The sequence below is a fragment of the Kitasatospora sp. NPDC002543 genome, from assembly GCF_053594915.1.
In genome coordinates, this window is sequence record NZ_JBSFWR010000104.1 from 1 (window position 1) to 13,387 (window position 13,387).

Here is a 13,387-nt window from a genome sequence, read left to right on the forward strand (position 1 = left end):
GTTTTCGCTGTGGTTTACGTAAATCCCCCGGGACTTTATCTAGTTTTTGATTTTTGTGTTCGGTTCGGCTTGTGGTCGGCGGTCCGATCGGACCGCCGGTCCGGGCGGGGGGTGACAGCCGCGGCGAGGGCCTCGGTGAGCAGGGTGACCACGGCCCGGGCCGGGTCGGGCGCGTGCCGCGGCCGGCGGGTGCTGACGTTCAGCATGCCGACGTACCGGCCGTCGGCGGCGAACAGGCACTGGGCCACGCCGTCCTCGATGCCGAGCGGGCGCAGCACCTGCCGGAAGCCCGGGGACGCCGCCAGGAGCTGCCCCGGGACGTCCCCGAGCCAGAGTCCGCCCCGGGCCGGACTCCGGAGCAGGGCGAACACCGGGTCGTGGTGGAGGCGGGTCTCGATGTAGGCGGTGGCGTCGTCCGGGTAGCTCCCGGCCAGGGTGGTGTGGCGCCGGTGCAGCGGATCCCACCGGGCCAGCGAGGCGTGGTCGTACGCCACCACCTCCGCCAGGGCCGTCAGGACCGCGTCGAAGTCGGCGGTGCCGGCCGCGGCGCCCCTGGCGGCCTCGCGGACGCGGAGGGCCGCGTCCAGGATGTCCGCGTTCGTCCGTTCCGGTGCCACCCACCAAGGATGATCATGTTCCCGGAGTACGTCAATCGCGCAGGGCGTCGTGCACGACCCGCCCGTCCACGACGGTGAGGAGGACGGGCATCGCCGGGATGTCGCGGGGGTCGGCGGCGAGCAGGTCCCCGTCGAGCACGCAGAGGTCGGCGGCCTTGCCCGGCTCCAGGGACCCCTTCCAGTCGTCGGCGAAGTCCTGCCAGGCCGCGTCGATCGTGTAGGTGCGGATCGCCTCGGCCAGCGCGATGCGCTGCTCGGGACCGCTGACCCGGCCGGTGGCCTTCGACTCGCGCAGCACCATGGTGGCGACGCCCTGACGCCAGTCCGGGTGCGTGACGGGGGCGTCGGAGCCGCTCGCCACCCGCACGCCGGCGTCGACGGCGTCGCGGTAGGGCCACGCGTAGGCGGCCCGCTCGGCGCCGACGAACTCCTCCTCCAGGTCGGCGACGGTCCACTTGATGGTGGGGTTCATGTTGACGCCGAAGCCGTGCGCGGCCAGCACCTCCATGCTGTGCGCGGTCAGGAAGTCGCCGTGGATGACGTAGTGGCGGGCGTCGGGTCGCGGGTGCCCGGCCATGGCCGCGGCGAAGGCGTCCGCGACGGTGTCGATGGCCCGGTCGCCGGTGACGTGGACGCCCAGCTGGTGCCCGGCGGCGTGGCCGAGCCGGATCATCTCGGCGATCTCGGCGGTGCGCTCGCCGTCCGTGTCGCCGCCGACGCACAGGGATCCGCAGCCGCCGCCGACGTACGGCTCGTGCATCCAGGCCGTCCGGTTGGGCACGACGCCGTCGGCGAACACCTTGATCCCGTGGATCGCGAGGTGGCGCGGATCCGCGCCGCCGGGGCCGGGCAGTGCCGCCGGGCCGGGCAGTGCCGCGAGGCCGCGGGCGAACTCCTCGGTCGTGCTCGTCATCCCGGTCGGCAGCAGCAACACCCCGACCCGGGCGGTCAGTTCGCCGGCGGCCAGCAGCTCGCGGTAGACGTCCAGGGTCTCCGCGCCGAGCGCGCCCCGCATGATGCCCTCGCCGCCGGGGCCGAGCCCGGGCTCGGTGTAGCTGGTGACACCCAGCCGGGCGAGGGTGGCGAGGGTCGACCGGATCGCGTCGGCCCGCTCCCGCCGGCTGAGCGGCGGCAGCGCGTTCTGCACCAGGGCCTGGGCCCCCTCGTGGAGCATCCCGGTGGGCTCGCCGGCCTCGTCCACGACGACGGCCCCGCCGGGCGGGGCGACGGTGTGCCGGTCGATCCCGATGCGCTCCAGGGCCTTGGAGTTGACCCACGTCGCGTGGCCGGAGAAGGAGTACAGGACGACGGGGTGGTCCGGGCTCACCGCGTCGAGGTCGTGCCGGGAGGGTTCCCGCGACGGGTCCCGGACGCACTCGTCGAGGTAGCCGGTGTCCCAGCCGTGCCCGGTGATCCACTGCCCGGCCGGGGTCCGGCCGGCGGCCTCCCGCACCGCCTCGGCCACGTCCCCGAGCGAGGCCACGGCGGGGTGGCCGAGGGCGAGCGAGAGCGGCGGGGTGGCCATGCCGAAGGCGCAGCCGTGCAGGTGGGAGTCGTTGATGCCGGGCAGCAGGGTCGCTCCCCGCAGGTCGACGACGCGGGTGCCGGGGCCGATGAGCGGTGCGACGTCCTCCCGCCCGCCGACGGCGCTGATGACCCCGCCGGTCACCGCCAGGGCCGAGGCCACGGAGAACCCGGCGTCGACCGTGACCACCCGCCCGTCGAGAAACACCAGATCGGCGTGCGTGTCCATGGAACGTCCCTTCGGAGGCCTGGCGCGCCGCGGCCACCCCGCGAACGCCCTCCCGAGGACTATGGCCGCGCCCCCGCCCGCCGCACATCGGTCATCCCACCGATACGGCGGCCCGGGCGGGGACCGGGGCCGTCGGGCGGCCCGACGGTGACGTCACTGGTGCTTCCGAGCTCCCGGACGTCAAGAGCCCGGGGCATCGAGCCGCCACGGCGACGTCCGGCCGCCGGCCCTGCCGCGCGGCCTCGGCGCGGAGTGGCCGGGCGAACTCCGGAAGGCCCGGCAAGAGAGTCCAATGCCCCGCTTCGCATGGCGAGTTGGCGCCTTCGCCGAGTGGCGGCCCGATCGCGGGGAAGGGTGTACCGGTGCGCGGCCGGGCGGTTATGCTCGCGCAGTATCACCTGCCCGATCGTGGCCGCCCCAGGGGAATCGACGCGTGCGCGGGTGCTTTCCCGTTCCTGCCCGGATGCGGATCCGCGGAGCACGACGGGGACTTCGCGCCGGCGCCGGGACGCGCCGCCGGATTCCGTTCTCCGGGCGCCTCCTCCTCTTCTCCGGGTACGGAGCGGCGCCGCGCGGCGCCCGTCGCCGGTCACGACAGTTTCGACGAAACGAGGACGAACTTGATGGGGAATCGGACCTTCTCCGTGTTACGGCGCCTCGCGGTGGTGTGCGCCGCGGCGTCGCTCCTGTCGGTCGGCGTCGCGGGTGCCGCTCCCGCCGCGGACCTCACCGCCCCGGTCTGCCGGACCGCCACCGTCGACGTCCCCCTGGGCTCGGGCACGGGGCAGCTGTGGGGCAAGCTGTGCCGTCCGGCCGGGTCCTCGCCGGGCACCGTGGTGACGATGGTGCACGGCGCGACGTACAACCACCACTACTGGGACTTCCCGTACCAGCCGGACACCTACTCGTTCAGCCGGAAGCTCAACCGGGCCGGGTACGCCACCTTCGTCGTCGACCGGCTCGGCACCGGCAACAGCACCGTGCCGCCGAGCTCCCAGCTGACCCTGGCCGCCGAGGCCGGGCACATCCACAAGGTGGTGCAGGACCTGCGGGCCGGCCGAATAGGGGGCACCGCCTTCGACAACGTGGTGCTGGCCGGCTACTCGCTCGGCTCCGCGGTGTCCGAGATCGAGGCGTCGACGTACCACGACGTCGACGCGCTGCTGGTCACCGCCCTGGGTCACTACAACAACCCGGCGGGCACCCAGGCGATCATCGAGAACGGGCAGGACCCGAACACCGACCCGGTGACCGGGGGCCGGCACCCGTACGACGCCGGGTACGCCACCACCAAGCCGGGCAGCCGGGCGACCGTCTTCTACGCGAACCAGCCGATGGACCCGGGTGTCCTCCTCGCGGACGAACTCACCAAGGACGTCGACGTCTTCATGGAGGCGAGCGACCCGCTCATCACCGATCCGGCGGTCAGCCGGGCCATCGACGTCCCGGTCCTGTTCGCCCTCGGCGACCACGACCCGCTGATGTGCGGCGCCGGGTACGAGGACTGCACCTCGGCGGCCGGCCTGCGCGCCCAGGAGGCGCCGTTCTGGACCTCGGCGCCCAGCTTCGAGGTACTGCTGCTCCCGAACGCCGGGCACGGCCTGAACCTGGTGCCGAACACCGGCGTCCTCCAGAGCACGACCGTGGACTGGCTGGACCGGGTCGTCGGACCCTGCTGACGCGCGAGTGCCCGATGGCCCCCGTGAGGGCGCCATCGGGCACTCGGCTGCCGCCGTCTGCCCCGCTCAGCCGGCGGGCGGGTCCGCGGCCCCGGCCGACCCGGCCGGGGATCGCTCCTTGAACAGGAACACGGCGTTCGCCGGGCAGATCCGCGCCGCCTCCCGTACGGAGTCGGCCAGTTCGGGCCCGGGCTCGGGGCGCAGCACCTCGGCGACCTCCGCGACGTCGCTCATCCGGAAGACCTCGGGGGCGGCGTCCACGCAATGCCCGTACCCGGCGCAGCGGGTCAGGTCCACCTCGACGCGCGCGATGCGAGGTCCCGTCGGCCCGGCCGTCCCGTCCTGTTCCCGCCGCGGCGGCATCAGAGCAGCACGCCCATGTTCCCGGGCATGGTCTCGGCGTCGAGGACGACGCGGTGCTCGACGAAGCGCAGCCCGTCGGCCGTCCGCGTCAGGATGTCGTCGTAGCGGCCGCAGACGTGGAAGCGGGACGGTTCGACGCGGTCGGAGACGTACAGCACGACGTACGCCTCGGCCTTGACCAGGCCGTCCTCGGTCTCCCGGACCCGCACGTTGCCGATCGTGTGCAGGGTCCGGGTCGGGTTGTGGCGCAGGTAGCCGTTCATGTACGCGGCGCGCTCCTTCAGCGCGCCGAGACCCCGGTCGGTGTACCACCACATGCCCGTCGTCGAGACGTTGTTGTGGGTGCCGACCGCGTACAGCCCGGTGTCGAGGAACAGGTCGACCCAGTCGTTGGGGCGCTTGTCGTCCATCGCCAGGGCGTAGGAGACGTAGTGGTCCTCGACCTCGCTGCGCAGGCCGGCGGTGCTGATGGCCGCTGTGGACATGGCGGTGTCGCGCCTTCCTTCCGTCGTCGGGCCGCTCACGACTCGTCCTGGAGGTACTGCTGGTAGACCCGGAAGAACTCGCGCTGCGAGTACTCGTCCCGGACGTCGGCGCCGGCGCCGCCCCGGCCGGGCTCGACCCCGCGGGTGAAGAGGTTGTACCGGCCGCCCTCTCCGCGCACGCCGGTCTGGCAGCGCACGGCCGCCTCGGTGTCGTCGCAGCTGATCTTGCCCCAGGAGCCCTGGGTGTCGGCGAGGTTCTCCAGCACCTCCTGGCGGGCCGCCTCGTCGTCCTCGACGTCCGAGTAGACGGTGATGTCGACCCGGGCGCGGTCGACGCCGAGCGGGGTGACCGTCTGGATGTACCCGGCCTTCATGCCGCGCGGGGTGTCCTTGGGGCCGGGCTGGACGTCGAGGTTGGGGAAGAGCGCGAGCACCTCCTGCCGGATCTCCGGCGGCTCCCCGCCGCCGAAGCCCTCGAAGCCCTCCGGCGGTCCGGGCGGTCCCTGGGCGAGCATGCTGTTCCAGCCGACCGGCATGGTGCCGTCCGGGAAGTCCACGCCGCTGAAGCGCTGGAGGGCGCGGGCGTACTTCGGCGGGTCGAGCGGGGGGAAGGCCCACTGGAGGACCGAGTGCCCCGGCGAGGCGCCCCAGTTCCAGCCCTTGGTGGCGGTGCCGACCAGCAGGTCGCGGATGCTGCGGTGGGTGAACTCGGCGTGGTAGTCGTCCCGGAAGTTCTCGTGCCAGAACTTCCAGTTGCCGTCGTAGATCCAGCTGTTGCGGCCGACCGGCTCGATGCCCTGCACGTACGGCGCGAGGTGGTCGGTCATCTCGCCGAGGAAGTCGGTGAGCGAGGGCACCGTCGGCCGGATCGCGACGAAGACCAGGTCGTGGAAGGTGTCGCAGTGCACCGGCTTCAGGCCGAAGGCGCCGCGGTCGAAGTCCGGCCCGTAGCCCTCCTGGTAGGGCACCCCGGTGAGCTCGCCCTTCAGGTTGAACGACCAGGCGTGGTACATGCACTTGAGGACCTGGCCCTGGTTGCCGCACCGCTCCCCGGTCAGGACCGCGCCGCGGTGGCTGCAGGCGTTGTGGAACGCGCGGATCTCCCCGTCGTTGCCCCGGATGACGAGCACCGGCTGGTTGGCGACGGAGACCGTGAAGTAGTCACCGGGGTTCTTCAGGTCACGGGTCAGGCAGGCGTAGTGCCAGGTCCGGGTGAAAATCCTTTCCTGCTCCAACGCGAAGATCTTCTCGCTGGTGTAGATTTCCCGGTCCACCACCCCGCCGGCGAGATCGGTGCCGAAATCCGGGCTCAATTCCATGGGCCACCTCCCTAGGGGCATGCGAATGCCGCCCTGCCCGTACAAGATTCGCGACGATTGTGGCCACCGGCCGAGATCGTCGTCAACGATCGGCACGGCGGGGAAGCCCTTGTCCGACTGGGGAGAACCGGCCCTCCCGTCCCGTCCGCCGGTGTGATCACGACGGATGGCGCGGGGGAACCCGGAGAACCGGAAAACTCCCAGTCGGACAAACCCCCGGGGCATTTCCCGGCGTGATTGACAGCCGGTGGATTCCCGATGACCCTCGGACGGGGCATCGACCTGCTCAGGAAACAGGAAACCGCCACCCCCGACCCTTCCGGAGTTCGTGATGTCTCTCCTACGGCTGGACACCAGCATCCTCGGCCCCCGGTCCAGCACGGCCGGTCTCGCCGACCTCGTCGAGCACGAGTGGCGCGCCGCCGCGCCGGACGCCCGGGTGGTCCGGCGCCACCTCGGCGAGGACCCGCTGCCGCCGACCGCCTGGGCCGCCGCGGTGTCCACCCGGTTCACCCCGCCGGAGCACCACACGCCGGAGCAGCGGGACGCCCTGGCCCTGGCCACGGCGCTGACCGACGAGTTGGTCACCGCCGACGCCGTGGTCCTCGCCGCGCCGCTCTACAACTTCGGCGTCTCCCAGCACCTGAAGACCTGGGTGGACGTGGTGCTCACCGATCCGCGGATGGCCCCGGGCGGGGAGAAGCCGCTGACCGGCAAGCCGGCGGTGCTGGTCACCGCCCGGGGCGGCGCCTACGGGCCGGGGACCCCGCGGGACGGCTGGGACCACGCCATCGGCTGGATGCGGCGCATGTTCAGCGACGTCTGGGAGATGCGGCTCTCCGTGGTGGAACGGGAGCTGACCCTGGTGGGGGTCGATCCGGCACTCGACCGGTTCACCGAACTCGCCGCGCGCACCCGGGCCGCCGCCGAGGAGCAGGCCCGCGCGGCGGGCCGGAGCCTCGCCCGGCACGGGAGCACCGTCCTCGGCTGAGCCGCGACTCCCGCCCACCGCCCGACAAGGAGGACAACGTGCCCGCACGCACCGGGAAGCAGTACCTGGACAACCTGAAGTCGCTCCAGCCGGAGATCTACCTCAACGGCCGCCGCATCGCCCACGTCACCGAGGAGCCGGTCTTCGCCGGCCCGCTGCGGACCATAGCGGAGCAGTACGACCTCCAGCTGGACCCGCGGTACGTCGACGTCTGCACCTACCCCGACCCGGTGACGGGTGAACGGCTGTCGCGCTCGTTCCAGCCGTGCCGGAGCAAGGAGGACCTGGTCGCCAAGCGGCGGCACTTCAAGCTCCGCGCCGACCACACCTTCGGGATGATGGGCCGGTCCCCGGACTTCATGAACGCCTTCGTCCTGGGCTGGAACACCAACGCCCCGGTGTTCGGCGAGCTGGACGAGCGGTTCGGCGCGAACGCCCGCCGGTACTACGAGCACGTGCGGGACAACGACCTCTTCCTGACCCACGTGCTGATCAACCCGGCGATCGACCGGTCGAAGACCTCCTCCCAGCAGGAGGACCCGTTCCTCCACCTGGGGAAGGTCCGCGAGACCGACGAGGGGATCGTCGTCCGCGGCGCGAAGATGCTCAGCACCATGGCGCCGTTCGCGGAGGAGCTGGTGGTCGTCCCGTTCGGGGGCATCGCCCCGGGCGACGACGACTACGCGGTGGTGTTCGCGATCCCCACCGACACCCCCGGGCTGAAGTTCATCTGCCGCGAGCCGGTGGCTCCGGCCGGCCGGACGGAGTTCGACCACCCGCTCAGCAGCCGGTTCGAGGAGATGGACTGCATCGCCATCTTCGACGACGTGCTGGTGCCGTGGGACCGGGTGGTCGTCGACGGCCGGCCCGGCAGCCGCGACCTGGTCAACCGGGTGCTCGGCAACGACCCGAGCGTCCTGGTGGTCAACGGCGCCCGGAGCCTGGCCTCGCTGGAGCTGCTGTGCGGCATCGCGACGAGGGTCGCGGACGCGACCGGGATCAACGAGTTCCTGCACGTCCAGGAGAAGCTCGGCGACCTGATCTCGCGACTGGAGACCCTGCGGACGCTGTTCTACGGCGCCGAGGCGCTGGCCGCCCCGCTGCCGGACGGCACCTGGGTGCCGTACCTGCCGGGGATGATGGCGTTCCTGATGCAGACCGCGCCGACGCACCGCCGGATGGTCGAGGTCATCCGGATCCTGGCGGCGGGCAACTTCTTCTACGCGCCGTCCAGCGGGGACTTCGCCAACGAGGAGCTGCGCCCGCTGATCGACCGGTTCGTGCGGGGCCGGCCGGGCGTCTCGGCGGAGGAGCGGGTCCGGCTGTTCAAGCTCGCCTGGGACGTGGCCGGCGACGGGTTCGGCCAGCGGCTCATGCAGTACGTCGACTACTACAGCGGCGACCCGGTGCGGCTGACCGCCGGGCTCTACCTCGGCGCGGACAAGACGGAGATCCACCGGGCGGTCGACCGGGCGCTGGCCGGCTCGGACCGGAGCCTGGACATCCCGCTCTCGCCGGAGGTGCTGGAGATGGCTCCGCCGCCCGCGCCCACCAGGCCGCTCACCGGGATGTACCCCGCCAGGAGCCAGCCGTCCTCGTAGCGCTCCGCCGCCCGGCCCGGGTGTGCGATCGGGGAATCTCCCCACTCGCACACCCGGCCCACCGGCGGCCCGGGGAGGCCACTGCTAGGATGCTAGCACTGACCCCCCCGGTCGCCGGTGGCCGGCGCCCGGCGGGCACCTCGATCCCCGGCACGGCCGGGAGGACGGAAGGACGGCGATGGCTGGTACGGGCCGGTTGGTCATGAGGGGCGTCGTCGGCGGGCTCGCCATCGGCTTCGGCGGCCGCAAGCTGTTCGGCTGGTTCGGCGGAGCCGGCCACGAACGGACGGCGGAGAACTTCGAGAAGTTCGGCTACCGCGACGGCCGTTCGATGGCCACCCTGGCCGGCGTCACCGAACTGACCGCGGGCGTCGGGCTGGTGACCGGCACGGCCACCCCGCTGGCGGCGGCCGCCCTCATCGGTGAGATGGTCAACGCCGCGGCCGTGCACCGCAACGAGGGCCTGTGGGCCGAGAACGGCGGCTACGAGTACCCGCTGGTACTGGCCACGGCCGCGGCCTGCCTGGCGTGGGACGGCCCGGGGGCGTTCTCCGTCGACCGCGCGCTCGGCCGCGAACGGACCGGCCCCGCCTGGGGGCTGGGCGCCGTCGCGCTCGGCGTCGCCACCGGGACGGCCGTGTGGCGCCTGCTCCGCGACGAGAGGTTCTGATCCCGGGCCGCTCGGCCCACCCGCTCCCGGCGCTCCCGGGCTCCGCGGACCACGGGCTCCCGGGCTCCTCGGACCGCACCGTCCGCGGCGCCCGGGAAGCTGCCGAACGGCATCATCCCATCGGGTGAAATCGGCCGGGCGGGACGGACCCCGGCACACCGGCCGGGCACGACGGACCCGCCCCGCACACCGCCCCGCACGCCACCGCGCGGGCCCCGCGCATGACCTAACGTGATCGGTGGTCCACCCACCGAGAGCGAGTACGCCATGCCTGCCCAGCGAACCGTCGCGCCCGAGTCGACCGCCGTGCGAGTGGCCCTCTGGCGGGCCATGCACGTCCAGGTCGACGCGCCCCCGCACGTCCTGGAGGACGAGATCGGCCTGGAGCTCGTCGCCCCGGGCGAGAACTGGCGCCGCCGCCCCGACATGGGCAGGAAAGCCACCAGCGGGTTCCGCGCGGGCGTCGTCGCCCGGGCGCGGCTCGTCGAGGACCTGGTCGCCGAGCGGTTCGCCGAGGGCGTGCGGCAGTACGTGATCCTCGGCGCCGGCCTGGACACCTTCGCCCAGCGGCGCCCGGAACTCGCCTCCGGGATGCGGGTGTTCGAGGTCGACCAGGCCGGCCCGCAGGAGTGGAAGCGGCAGCGGCTGATCGAGCTCGGCCACGGCGTGCCCGACCGGCTGCGGCTGGTGCCGGTCGACTTCGAGGCGGACGAGGACTGGTGGCAGCGGCTGGTCGAGGCCGGCTTCGACCCGGACCGGCCCGCCGTGCTGGCCAGCACCGGGGTCAGCATGTACCTCACCAAGGACGCCGTCGCGGACACCCTGGCCAAGGCCGCGAAGACGGCCCCGGGCTCCGCCTTCGCCATGACCTTCCTGCTGCCGCCCGAGACCGTCGCCGCCGGCGGCGAGCGGCCGCACTACCCGATCCGCTTCCGCAGCTTCTTCTCCGCCGAGGAAATGCTGCGGCTGGCGCGCGAGTGCGGGCTCCACGAGGTGCGGCACGTCTCGACGGCGGACCTGACCGAGCGCTACTTCGCGGGGCGCCCGGACGGGCTGCGGCCGGACGTCGGCGAGTCGTTCCTGCTCGCCTCCGTGGTCTGACCGGCGGCCGGGGCCCGCCCCGCCGGGGCGGGGGCAGGGCCAGGGGCAGGAGCCCGCCCCGCCGGGCCCTGGCCCGGGGCCGGCACGAAGTCCCGGCCCCGGATCAGCGCGGCGGCCAGTACGCCGCCCGCCAGTGCCACCAGGCCGGCGACGAGCAGCACGGCGTCGAGGGAGTCGGCGAACCCGGTGCGGACCGCACCGGCCAGCGCCTCGCGGGCCTCCTCCGGCGCGAGCGCCACCGCCCGGTCGGCGACCCCCCGGTGCACCGCCTCGGCGATCCGCCCGGCCTGGCCGCTCAGCGCCGGGACGTCGGCCAGCCGGTCCCGGAGCGTCGCCGCCAGGGTGGCCGAGAAGACCGTGCCGTAGCAGGCGACCCCGACCGCGATGCCGATCTGCCGGAAGGTCTGGTTGGCCCCCGAGGCCATCCCGGAGCGCTGCGGCGGCACCACGCCCACGGCCGTCGAGGCGAGCGGCGGGTTGACCAAGCCGGCGCCGAGGCCGGAGACGACCAGCCCGGCGATCAGGTGAGTCCAGTCCGACCCGGCGGTCAGGCCCCGCATCAGCAGCAGCCCGGCGCCCACCAGGCCCAGGCCCGGGCCGATCAGCCACCGCACCGGCACCCGGCTGGTCAGCCGGCCCGCGGCGAAGGCCGCGACGAAGGTGACGGCGGAGCCGGTCAGCAGCCGGACCCCGGTGACCGAGGGGCTGCCGCCGAGGCCGTTCTGGAGGTAGAGGACGAGGTAGACGAAGACCGCGTAGAGCGAGGCGTTCATCGCGAAGGCCGCCACCGAACCGCCGACGAAGGTCGGGATGCGCAGCAGCGACAGGTCGAACATCGGCTCCGGCACCCGCCGTTCGACCACCGCGAACGCCACCAGGAACAGCGCCGCCGCCGCGAGCCACAGGGGCACGCCGCGCTGCCCCCAGCCGGCTTCGCTCGCCGTGATCAGCCCGTACACCAGGCTGAACAGCCCGGCCGTCAGGGTCAGCACGCCCGGCCGGTCGATCCGGCGGCGCCCGGGGGCGCGGGACTCGTCCACCCGGCGCACCGCGACGACCAGCGCGGCCAGGCCGACCGGCACGTTCACCAGGAAGATCGCCCGCCAGCCGACGCCACCGGTGAGCACCCCGCCGAGGACCGGTCCCAGGCCGGTCGCGACGCCCGCGACCGCACCCCAGACGCCGAAGGCCACCCCCCGCTGCCGGCCCTGGAAGGCGCCGGCGAGCAGCGCCAGGGAGGTGGCCGACAGGATCGCGCCGCCGACCCCCTGCACGGCGCGGAACAGCACCAGCGCCGGCGCGTTCGGGGCGAGGCCGCAGAGCAGCGAGCCCGCGGTGAAGACGGCCAGGCCCAGGACGAACAGTCGCCGCCGGCCGTACGTGTCGGCGAGGAAGCCCGCGGTGAGCAGCAGCGCGGCCAGCGCGAGGGCGTAGGCGTCCGTCATCCACTGCAGGCTGCCGAAGCCCGCGCCGAGCGCGTGCTGGATGTCCGGCAGGGCGACGACGACCACGTTGACGTCGATCAGCAGCATGAACATCGACGCGCACACCACCAGCAGCGTCCACCATCGGCGTTCCATCGGGCGGGGCCTCCTCGCTTCGCAGTGGCTGTCGCAGTGGCTGTTGCAGTGGCTTTCGTGGTGGTCTTCGCGGTGGCTCGGTCTCTAGGAGGTGGAGGACGGTCGGAGCCCCGCGGCCCCGGCGACGTCCAGGATCAGCCGCCTGCCGCGCAGTTCACCGGCCTCCATGCGCCGGTGGGCCTCGGCGGCCGCGGGCAGCGGCAGGATCTCCGTGCTCCGGGCCCGCAGCCGCCCGGTGGGCAGCAGCCGGTTGAGGACGTCGGCGGCCCCGGCCAGTTCGTCCGTGGTGGCACGGGAGATGACGAAGCCCCGGACCGAGCCGTCCTTCGTGTAGAGCGCCCCCGCCGGCAGGACGGGCCGGGTGCGGGCCCCGGCGAGCAGCACGATCCGGCCCCGGGGGGCGAGGAGGTCGACGGCGGAGCCGAGGTCGTTGCGGCCCGAGGTGTCCAGGTGCACGTCGACGCCCCGGGGGCAGAGCGACGCCAGGTGGTCGGCTAGGCGGGGGTCGGCGTAGTCGAGTGCCTCGGCCGCGCCGAGGCCGCGGCAGTAGGCCAGGTCGTGGCGGGCGGCGGTGGCGATCACCCGGGCCCCGGCCCCGGCGGCCAGCACGACGAGCGCGCTGCCGACGTTGCCCGCGGCGCCGGCGACGAGGACGGTCTCCCCCGGCCGGAGGCCGCCGTGCCGGAACAGCGCGAGCCAGGCGGTGGCCCCGGGGTGCACCACGGCGAGCGCCGCGGCCGGTTCGACCCCCGGCGGCAGGTGGTAGAGCCGGTCGGCCGCCACCACCGCCCGTTCCGCCGCGGCGCCCTGCCGGCCGTCGTGGCCCAGGCTGTTGCACCACACCCGGTCGCCGGGGACGAAACCGGACACCTCGGCGCCGGTCTCGGCGACCACGCCGACCGCGTCCCGGCCGATCACGAACGGGAAGGTCAGCGCGGTCCGGTACTGCCCGGAGCGCACGAAGGTGTCCACCGGGTTGACCGTGGTGGCGAGGACGTCGACCAGCACCTCGTCCGGCCGGGGCCGCGGGGCCGGGAGCGCACCGTGCCGAATCTCTTCGGGCGAACCGAGTCGGTCTACATAGGCAGCCAGCACGCCGCCGATTCTGGCACCGGCGGACCGCGGTCGGGAATGCGCCGGGAAATCTCCTGAGCCTTCGTCAGTTCACACAGGAGGCCCCGACTTGACGCATCCGCCGACTGTTCTTTGACTGCCGGTGCGGCCCCCA

The 13,387-nt window shown here is 73.5% G+C and carries 12 protein-coding genes; 5 read left to right on the top strand and 7 right to left on the bottom strand.

Annotated features, from left to right (window positions below):
• Window positions 1-35: 35 nt before the first annotated feature.
• A complete protein-coding gene (locus tag ACWD4P_RS31235) occupies window positions 36-617 on the bottom strand; it encodes an autoinducer binding domain-containing protein (RefSeq protein WP_449781970.1) in 582 nt (193 codons plus the stop codon).
• Between the two features lie 31 nt (window positions 618-648).
• Window positions 649-2,370 carry an amidohydrolase gene (locus tag ACWD4P_RS31240; RefSeq protein WP_449781971.1) on the bottom strand — a complete coding sequence of 574 codons (1,722 nt, stop codon included), beginning with the start codon at window positions 2,368-2,370 and terminating at the stop codon, window positions 649-651.
• A gap of 623 nt (window positions 2,371-2,993) precedes the next feature.
• Here ACWD4P_RS31240 and ACWD4P_RS31245 point away from each other — a divergent pair.
• Window positions 2,994-4,049 carry an alpha/beta hydrolase gene (locus ACWD4P_RS31245; protein WP_449781972.1) on the top strand — a complete coding sequence of 352 codons (1,056 nt, stop codon included), beginning with the start codon at window positions 2,994-2,996 and terminating at the stop codon, window positions 4,047-4,049.
• Window positions 4,050-4,115: 66 nt separating this feature from the next.
• On the opposite strand, the gene ACWD4P_RS31250 is transcribed toward ACWD4P_RS31245, so the two are convergent.
• From ACWD4P_RS31250 to ACWD4P_RS31260, 3 genes are read right to left on the bottom strand one after another with little or no spacing between them, the layout of a single operon-like run.
• A complete protein-coding gene (locus ACWD4P_RS31250) occupies window positions 4,116-4,412 on the bottom strand; it encodes a ferredoxin (RefSeq protein WP_449781973.1) in 297 nt (98 codons plus the stop codon).
• Window positions 4,412-4,897: an aromatic-ring-hydroxylating dioxygenase subunit beta gene (locus ACWD4P_RS31255; RefSeq protein WP_359819099.1), complete on the bottom strand. Its 486-nt coding sequence runs from the start codon at window positions 4,895-4,897 to the stop codon at window positions 4,412-4,414. The genes ACWD4P_RS31250 and ACWD4P_RS31255 overlap by 1 nt, the downstream gene beginning before the upstream one ends.
• A gap of 35 nt (window positions 4,898-4,932) precedes the next feature.
• Window positions 4,933-6,216, bottom strand: a complete 1,284-nt coding sequence (locus tag ACWD4P_RS31260) for an aromatic ring-hydroxylating oxygenase subunit alpha (RefSeq protein ID WP_449781974.1) — start codon at window positions 6,214-6,216, stop codon at window positions 4,933-4,935.
• Window positions 6,217-6,547: 331 nt separating this feature from the next.
• Here ACWD4P_RS31260 and ACWD4P_RS31265 point away from each other — a divergent pair, with 331 nt between their 5' ends.
• The 4 genes from ACWD4P_RS31265 (at window position 6,548) to ACWD4P_RS31280 (ending at window position 10,579) form a co-directional block, all read left to right on the top strand.
• Window positions 6,548-7,207: an FMN-dependent NADH-azoreductase gene (locus ACWD4P_RS31265; RefSeq protein WP_359819093.1), complete on the top strand. Its 660-nt coding sequence runs from the start codon at window positions 6,548-6,550 to the stop codon at window positions 7,205-7,207.
• A 38-nt stretch (window positions 7,208-7,245) separates the two neighbouring features.
• Window positions 7,246-8,808, top strand: a complete 1,563-nt coding sequence (locus ACWD4P_RS31270; protein ID WP_359819091.1) for a 4-hydroxyphenylacetate 3-hydroxylase family protein — start codon at window positions 7,246-7,248, stop codon at window positions 8,806-8,808.
• A 178-nt stretch (window positions 8,809-8,986) separates the two neighbouring features.
• Entirely contained in the window at window positions 8,987-9,478 is a 492-nt protein-coding gene (locus tag ACWD4P_RS31275; protein ID WP_359819088.1) for a DoxX family protein, read from the top strand.
• A 267-nt stretch (window positions 9,479-9,745) separates the two neighbouring features.
• Entirely contained in the window at window positions 9,746-10,579 is an 834-nt protein-coding gene (locus ACWD4P_RS31280) for a class I SAM-dependent methyltransferase (RefSeq protein WP_359819085.1), read from the top strand.
• Here ACWD4P_RS31280 and ACWD4P_RS31285 read toward each other — a convergent pair.
• Both ACWD4P_RS31285 and ACWD4P_RS31290 read right to left on the bottom strand, forming a co-directional pair.
• Entirely contained in the window at window positions 10,507-12,159 is a 1,653-nt protein-coding gene (locus ACWD4P_RS31285) for an MFS transporter (RefSeq protein WP_449781975.1), read from the bottom strand. The two genes, ACWD4P_RS31280 and ACWD4P_RS31285, sit on opposite strands and share 73 nt — an antisense overlap.
• 84 nt (window positions 12,160-12,243) lie before the next feature.
• Window positions 12,244-13,254 (bottom strand): NADPH:quinone reductase, encoded by a 1,011-nt coding sequence (locus ACWD4P_RS31290; protein WP_449781976.1) that lies wholly within the window; start codon window positions 13,252-13,254, stop codon window positions 12,244-12,246.
• Window positions 13,255-13,387: the final 133 nt, after the last annotated feature.